The organism is Kitasatospora sp. MY 5-36, from assembly GCF_001182915.1.
GTDB lineage: Bacteria > Actinomycetota > Actinomycetes > Streptomycetales > Streptomycetaceae > Kitasatospora.
Genome location: NZ_LFVW01000599.1, coordinates 1 through 7,027 on the forward strand (window position 1 = coordinate 1; position 7,027 = coordinate 7,027).

Below are 7,027 nucleotides of genomic sequence, written 5' to 3' on the forward strand. Positions count from 1 at the left end.
CGGCGCCGATCCGCAGCGCGATCCGGACCAGCCGCTCGACCTCGGCGGCGAGTTCGCCGTCCGGCCCGGTCATGTCGGCCCGCCCGCGCCGGGCCTCGGCGACCGCGGGGTGCGGGTCCGCGCAGAGGTCCCGGACCGGGCCGCCGTGCAGGAAGGACTCGTACGCCCCGGCCAGCCGGCAGGCGCCCGCGTGGTCGAGGAGCACGCCGTCGATCCGGCGCAGCGCGTCGTAGCCGGTGGTGCCGGCCACCGGCCAGTCCTCGGGCAGCCGCTCCTCGCCGGTGAGGATCTTCTCGACCACCACGTACGCGCCGCCGGTGGCGTCGGCCAGGCGCCGCAGGTAGCCGCGCGGGTCGGCGAGCCCGTCGGGGTGGTCGATCCGGAAGCCGTCCAGGACGCCGTCGGCGTGCAGGGCGAGCAGGACGGCGTGGGTGGCGGCGAACACCTCCGGGTCCTCGGCGCGCAGCGCGATCAGCTCGTTGACGGTGAAGAAGCGCCGGTAGTTGAGCTCGGTGCGGGCCAGGCGCCACCAGGCGAGCCGGTACCACTGGCGGGCGAGCAGCTCCTCCAGCGGGAGCCCGGCGGTGCCGGGGCGCAGCGGCAGCTCGTGCTCGTGGTAGCGCAGGGTGTCGCCGTCCACGGTGAGCCGGTCCAGCACGGCGCCGAGCCGGTCGCCGAGCAACGGCAGCAGCACCCGTCCGCGCCCGGGGGCGTCGGCGGGGCCCGGCTGGGCGGTCCAGTCGATGTCGAACCAGTGCGCGTACGGCGAGTCGGGCCCGTCGCGCAGCACCTGCCACAGCGGCCGGTTGAGCCGTTCGGGGGCGGGCACGGCCATGTGGTTGGGCACCACGTCGGCGATCAGGCGCAGGCCGTGGCGGTGCGCCTCGGCGGCCAGCGCGCGCAGCGCCGGTTCGCCGCCGAGCTGCTCGCTGATCCGGGTGTGGTCGACGGTGTCGTAGCCGTGGGTGGAGCCGGGGACGGCCTCCAGCAGCGGGGAGAGGTGCAGGTGGGAGACGCCGAGGGCGGCCAGGTAGGGGACGGCGGCGGTGGCGTCGCGGAGGGTGAAGCCGGGCTGGAGCTGGAGGCGGTACGACGACGAGGGGACGGCGGCGGCCGGGCGGGGCTGCGCGGGCTCGGCGGCGGGGGTCATAGCTCCATAGGTACCCGGGGGAGGCCGCCGCCAAGACCCGCTGCTGACCCGAACAGGTGACCGCCCCGGCCGTCCGACGGCGCCGCGCGCCCCCGTACGAGCCGGTCCGGGGCCGCCGTCACCGTGCTACGCGGGCCGTTGCAGCACCATCAGCGAGCGGTCGGTGAGCCAGAGGGAGTCCCCGGCCTTGACCCGGGCGCCCGTCCCCGGGGCGGGCAGCCGGGACCGGGCGGTGTCGACCACGACCTGCCACTCCTGCCCGTGGTCGGCGGGCACGGTGAACTCCAGCGGCTCGAAGTGGGCGTTGAACAGCAGCAGGAAGGAGTCGTCGACGATCCGCCCGCCGCGCCGGTCCGGTTCGGAGATCGCGTAGCCGTTGAGGAAGACGGTCAGCGACTTGGCGTAGCTGGCGCCCCAGTTGCGCTTGGTCATCTCCTCCCCGGCCGGGGTGAACCAGGCGATGTCGGTGAGGTCGTCGAACCCGCCGACGGCCGGCCCGCCCGGGCCTTGCGGGCCGGGGCCGTGCCCGCCCCGGCCCGGTACGGCGGAGGCGGGCCCGGCCGCCCCCGGCCGCCCGGACACCGGCCGGCCGTGGAAGAACCGCCGCCGCCGGAACACCGGGTGGTCGCGGCGCAGCCAGATCATCCCCTGGGTGAACTCCAGCAGCCGCGCCTGCGGCCCGTCGTCCTGCGGCCAGTGCACCCAGGTGAGCTCGTTGTCCTGGCAGTAGGCGTTGTTGTTGCCCAGCTGGGTGCGGCCGAGCTCGTCGCCGTGCGAGAGCATCGGCACGCCCTGGGAGAGCATCAGGGTGGCGATGAGGTTGCGCTGCTGGCGCGCCCGCAGCTCCTCGACGGCCGGGTCGGCGGAGGGGCCCTCGACGCCGCAGTTCCAGGAGCGGTTGAAGGACTCGCCGTCCCGGTTCTCCTCGCCGTTGGCCTGGTTGTGCTTCTCGTTGTACGAGACCAGGTCGCGCAGGGTGAAACCGTCGTGGCAGGTCACGAAGTTGATCGAGGCGATCGGTCGGCGGCCGTCGTCCTGGTAGAGGTCGGAGGAGCCGGTGAGCCGGGAGCCGAACTCGGCGAGGGCGGCGGTCTCGCCGCGCCACAGGTCCCGCACGGTGTCCCGGTACATGCCGTTCCACTCCGTCCACAGCGGAGGGAAGTTGCCCACCTGGTAGCCGCCCTCGCCGAGGTCCCAGGGCTCGGCGATCAGCTTGGCCTGGGAGACCACCGGGTCCTGCTGGACCAGGTCGAAGAAGGAGGAGAGCCGGTCCACCTCGTGGAACTGCCGGGCGAGGGTGGCGGCGAGGTCGAAGCGGAAGCCGTCGACGTGCATCTCGGTGACCCAGTAGCGCAGCGAGTCCATGATCAGCTGGAGCACGTGCGGGCTGCGCATCAGCAGGCTGTTGCCGGTGCCGGTGGTGTCCTCGTAGAAGCGCTGGTCCCGGGCGAGGCGGTAGTAGGAGACGTTGTCCAGGCCGCGCAGCGACAGTGTCGGCCCCAGGTGGTTGCCCTCGGCGGTGTGGTTGTAGACGACGTCCAGGATCACCTCGATCCCGGCCGCGTGCAGCGCCTTGACCATGGACTTGAACTCCTGCACCTGCTGGCCGCGGTCGCCGGTGGAGGAGTAGGAGGAGTGCGGGGCGAAGAAGCCGACGGTGTTGTAGCCCCAGTAGTTGGCCAGGCCCAGGTCCCGCAGCCGGTGGTCGCGGACGAACTGGTGCACCGGCATCAGCTCGATCGCGGTGACGCCGAGCTTGGCCAGGTGCTCGATCACCGCCGGGTGGGCCAGGCCCGCGTACGTCCCGCGGATCTCCTCGGGGATGCCGGGGTGCAGCCGGGTGAGGCCCTTGACGTGGGCCTCGTAGATGACGGTGCGGTGGTAGTCGGTGCGCGGCGGGCGGTCGGTGCCCCAGTCGAAGTACGGGTTGATGACCACCGAGTGCATGGTGTGCGGGGCGGAGTCCAGGTCGTTGCGGCGCTCGGGGGCGCCGAAGTGGTAGCCGTAGACCGACTCGTCCCAGTCGATGTGCCCGCTCATCGCCTTGGCGTACGGGTCCAGGAGCAGCTTGGCGCTGTTGTGCCGCTGGCCCAGGCCCGGGTTGTACGGGCCGTGCACGCGGAAGCCGTAGCGCTGGCCGGGCTGGATGCCCGGGAGGTAGGCGTGCCGGACGAAGGCGTCCGTCTCGCGCAGCTCGACGGCCGTCTCGGAGCCGTCCTCGGCGATCAGGCACAGCTCGATCCGGTCGGCGCTCTCGGAGAACACCGCGAAGTTGACGCCGGCCCCGTCGTAGGTGGCGCCGAGCGGGTAGGGAGTACCGGGCCAGACCTGCATGACTCCTCAACTTCCTTGCTGCCGACGGAAACTGACGTGTAGTCCGATGAATGGCCCAGCCGTCCGCCCGGACCCGGACGCTCTCTTCCCGGCCGGACGGCCGGGCATGTGCGCAAGCGTGCGCCGTGACGCACGGCACAGTCGCCGTGACGCGCGGCACAGCGCATACTCCCCGAGCCCTCCCCCGGCGTCCGGGAGATCCGGCCCGGGTTGGGCCGAACGAGCGCCCGTCGGGCATTCGTGTGAAGAGTGCTCCCGGTGGTGCGGGAGAGCCCCCGGGCATCCGGCTGCGGGCGGCTCGCGACGGGCAGTACCCTTGATCGTCCGGCCGCCTGGGCCGACTCCCGACAGCCCGTCAACGGTCCCCGCGCCCGCGGGGGTCGGTGCGGCGACCAGATGAGGTGGCGCATGGTGTTCCCCGCCGGCGGCCGCGGCACCGGGCCCGACGGGCCCGGCCGGGGCGCGGCCCGCAGCGAGGCGCCCACGGTGGTCATGCGCCCCACCCTGACCGGCCGGGCCCTGGTGCCCGCCCAGAGCGGCCCCGTCGAGATACCCGCCCTGGCCTGGTCGGCCGCCGAGTGGGAGGACGCCTACCAGCGGGTCCGGCTGTCCGGCCGCGCCTACGTCTGGCTCAACCTGGTCGAGCAGCGGCTGCGCGCCCTCGTCGACGAGGTGCTGCACCCGATCTACGCCCCCGCCCACGGCGAGGACTGGGTCACCGCCGCCGCAGGCCCGGCCGGCGAGGAGTGGGCGCACCGGGCCGGCGCCGTGCGCGAGGTCAGCCGCCGCAAGGGCTACCTGCTCGACCCCGCCGACGACGACCCGCTGGTCTTCCTCACCCTGCCCCAGCTGCGCGAGCTGATGGTGCAGCACTGGCCCTGCTTCGAGCCGTACCTCGCCGACCGGCGCGAGATCGAACTGGCGCTGGACGAACTGGAGGTGGCCCGGCACGTCGTCTCCCGCAACCGGGTGCTCACCCAGACCGTGCTGGCCCAGACCGAACGCGCCGCCGCCCGGCTGCTGGCCGTCCTGGACGGCGGCGCCGGCGGGGTGCCCGCCGACGTCGTCGAGTCCCTGGTGGCCGGCCGGTACGCGGACGTCGTCGCCGTCCACGCCGACCGGGTCCGGCTCCAGCGCGACCTGCCCGTCGAGGACCTGCTGGACGGCGCCCGGCGGCTGGACGCGCTCGGCATCGGCCTCGGCATGCTCTGCCAGAACTACACCGGCAAGCGCCTGGTGCGGCTGGCCGGCGAAGGCTGCCGGGTCCGGCTGCTCTTCCTCAACCCGGCGAGCAGCGCTGTCCGCCGCCGCGAACGCGAACTCGGCCTCGGGCGCAGCGAGTTGTCCCGCTCCATCGAGATGAACATCATGCACGTACGGCGGGTCCGGGCCCGGCTGCGGGACCAGGGCGGCTTCGAGATCCGGGTCTTCGACGAGACCCCGCGCTTCACCGCCTACCTGGTCGAGGGCCCCCGCACGCCCGGCCAGGCCGGCGGCCGCCGCCAGGGCCGCGACCTCGGCGTCATCCAGCCCTACCTGCGCCGTGCCCGCGGCATGGAGTCCCCGGCCCTGGTCCTGCGCGGCGGCGCCGGCCAGCAGCCCGGCGGCACCGAGCCCGGACTGCTGGAGGTCTACCGCGAGGAGTTCGAGGGCATCTGGGCCGACTCCCGGTCCGTCTCCTAGGCCGGTTGGTCGGGGCGGCGGCGCGGCTGCCAGACTGCGGGCCGTGAACAGCGACCCCGCCTGGAGCCTGCGCCCCGCCACCCCCGACGACCTCGAACCCGTCACGGCCCTCAAGGCCCGGGTCATGCGCGCCGACCTGGAACGCCTCGGCCGCTGGGACCCGGCCCGCTCCCGCGAGCGGGTGCGGGCGTCCTTCTCGACCAGGTACACCTCCGTGCTCCTGGTCGACCGGGCCTTCGCCGGCTGCGTCACCGTCCGCCCCGACGAGCGGGGCGGACGCCACCTGGAGCTGTTCTACCTGGCCCCGCACCTCCAGGGCCGGGGCCTGGGCACCGCCGTCCTGCGCCACCTCCTCGCCGAGGCCGACGCCGCCGGAGAACCGTTTCGCCTTGTCGTCCTCCGCGGCAGCGCCGCCCAGCGGCTGTACGAACGCCACGGCTTCACCGTCGTCCACGAGGACCCGGTCGACGTTCACCTGCACCGCCCCGTCGGCGGGACCGGACTCCGCGAAGCCGAAGCCCGCGCCGAAGTCCGCGCTGGGGCACGGCGGCTGACGGCGTAACCGACGGCGCAGCTGACGGCATAACTGGCGGCATAACGATTCCCCCAAACGCCCTGGTCAGGGCCGTGACCCCCGTGGTAGGTGTAGCCCCCGTGAAGATCACGGGGGAGAGCGGGGCCGTACTGCGCCTCGACGACGTACACCGCACCTACGGAACCGGGCCGGAGGCCGTACGGGCACTCAGAGGGGTGGACGTCGAGTTCGCCCGCGGCGGGTTCACCGCCGTCATGGGCCCCTCCGGCTCCGGCAAGAGCACCCTGCTGCAGTGCTGCGCCGGCCTCGACCGGCCCGACAGCGGCCGGGTCACCCTGGACGGGACCGACCTCTCCGGGATGGGCGAGACCGAACTGACGGTGCTGCGCCGCGAACGGATCGGCTTCGTCTTCCAGGCCTTCAACCTGGTCGGCTCGCTCACCGCCGAACAGAACGTCGGCCTGCCGCTGCGGCTGGCCGGCCGCCGACCCGACCCCGCGCAGGTGCGCCGGGCCCTCGCCCAAGTCGGCCTCGGCGAGCGCACCGGACACCTGCCCTCCCAGCTCTCCGGCGGCCAGCAGCAGCGCGTCGCCATCGCCCGCGCCCTGATCACCCGGCCCCGGATGCTGTTCGCCGACGAGCCGACCGGCGCCCTCGACTCCGCCAGCAGCCGGGACGTCCTCGCCCTGCTGCGCGACCTCGTCGACCGCGAGGGCCAGAGCACCGTCATGGTCACCCACGACCCCGTCGCCGCCGGCTACGCCGACCGCGTCCTCTTCCTCGCCGACGGCCGGATCGTCGACGACCTGCCCCGCCCCACCGCCCAGCAGGTCGCCGAGCGGATGACCGCCCTGGAGACGGCGGCATGACCTCACCGCTCACCCTGCTGCCCGTCGCCGCCGCGAGCCTGCGCCGCCGCAAGGCCGCCTTCGTCGGCTCCTACGTCGCCCTCACCCTCGGCGTCCTGCTCGTCGCCACCACCGGCAGCCTGCTGAACGAGACCGCCGGCGACGACTCCCCGCTCGGCGCGCCCTCCCTGCACAAGGTGCTCCAGTTCACCGCCGCGATGGCCGCCTTCGTCGCGGTCTTCGTCGTCGCCGGAACCTTCGCCTTCGCCGTCGCCCAGCGCCGCCAGGAGATCGCGATGCTGCGCGCCGTCGGCGCCACACCGCGGCAGATCGTCCAGCTGATCACCGGCGAGGCCGCCGTCGTCGCCCTCGCCGCCGCCGTCAGCGGCTGCCTGCTCTCACTGCCCGGCGCCCCCGCCCTCGCCGCCTGGCTGGCCGCCCGCGGCGCCGCCCCCGACGGGTTCACCGCGCGCCCCG

At 74.2% G+C, this 7,027-nt stretch carries 6 protein-coding genes; 4 read left to right on the forward strand and 2 right to left on the reverse strand.

All coding sequences use genetic code 11. The features are described from left to right. A partial coding sequence (locus AE652_RS31170; RefSeq protein ID WP_049657604.1) for an alpha-amylase family glycosyl hydrolase occupies window positions 1-1,150 on the reverse strand: 1,150 nt, incomplete at its 3' end. 126 nt (window positions 1,151-1,276) lie between these two features. Beyond that, a complete protein-coding gene (gene glgX, locus AE652_RS31175) occupies window positions 1,277-3,484 on the reverse strand; it encodes a glycogen debranching protein GlgX (protein WP_049657607.1) in 2,208 nt (735 codons plus the stop codon). 408 nt (window positions 3,485-3,892) lie between these two features. On the opposite strand from glgX, the gene AE652_RS31180 reads away from it, so the two are divergent. The 4 genes from AE652_RS31180 to AE652_RS31195 form a co-directional block, all read left to right on the forward strand. After that, complete coding sequence (locus tag AE652_RS31180) at window positions 3,893-5,167, forward strand: SAV2148 family HEPN domain-containing protein (protein WP_063780326.1); 1,275 nt, start codon at window positions 3,893-3,895, stop codon at window positions 5,165-5,167. Window positions 5,168-5,210: 43 nt separating this feature from the next. Next, entirely contained in the window at window positions 5,211-5,729 is a 519-nt protein-coding gene (locus tag AE652_RS31185) for a GNAT family N-acetyltransferase (protein ID WP_234348606.1), read from the forward strand. Between the two features lie 98 nt (window positions 5,730-5,827). Beyond that, entirely contained in the window at window positions 5,828-6,571 is a 744-nt protein-coding gene (locus AE652_RS31190; protein WP_369808346.1) for an ABC transporter ATP-binding protein, read from the forward strand. Next, the coding region (locus AE652_RS31195) for an FtsX-like permease family protein (RefSeq protein WP_049657609.1) at window positions 6,568-7,027 on the forward strand (460 nt) is incomplete at its 3' end. The genes AE652_RS31190 and AE652_RS31195, both read left to right, overlap by 4 nt.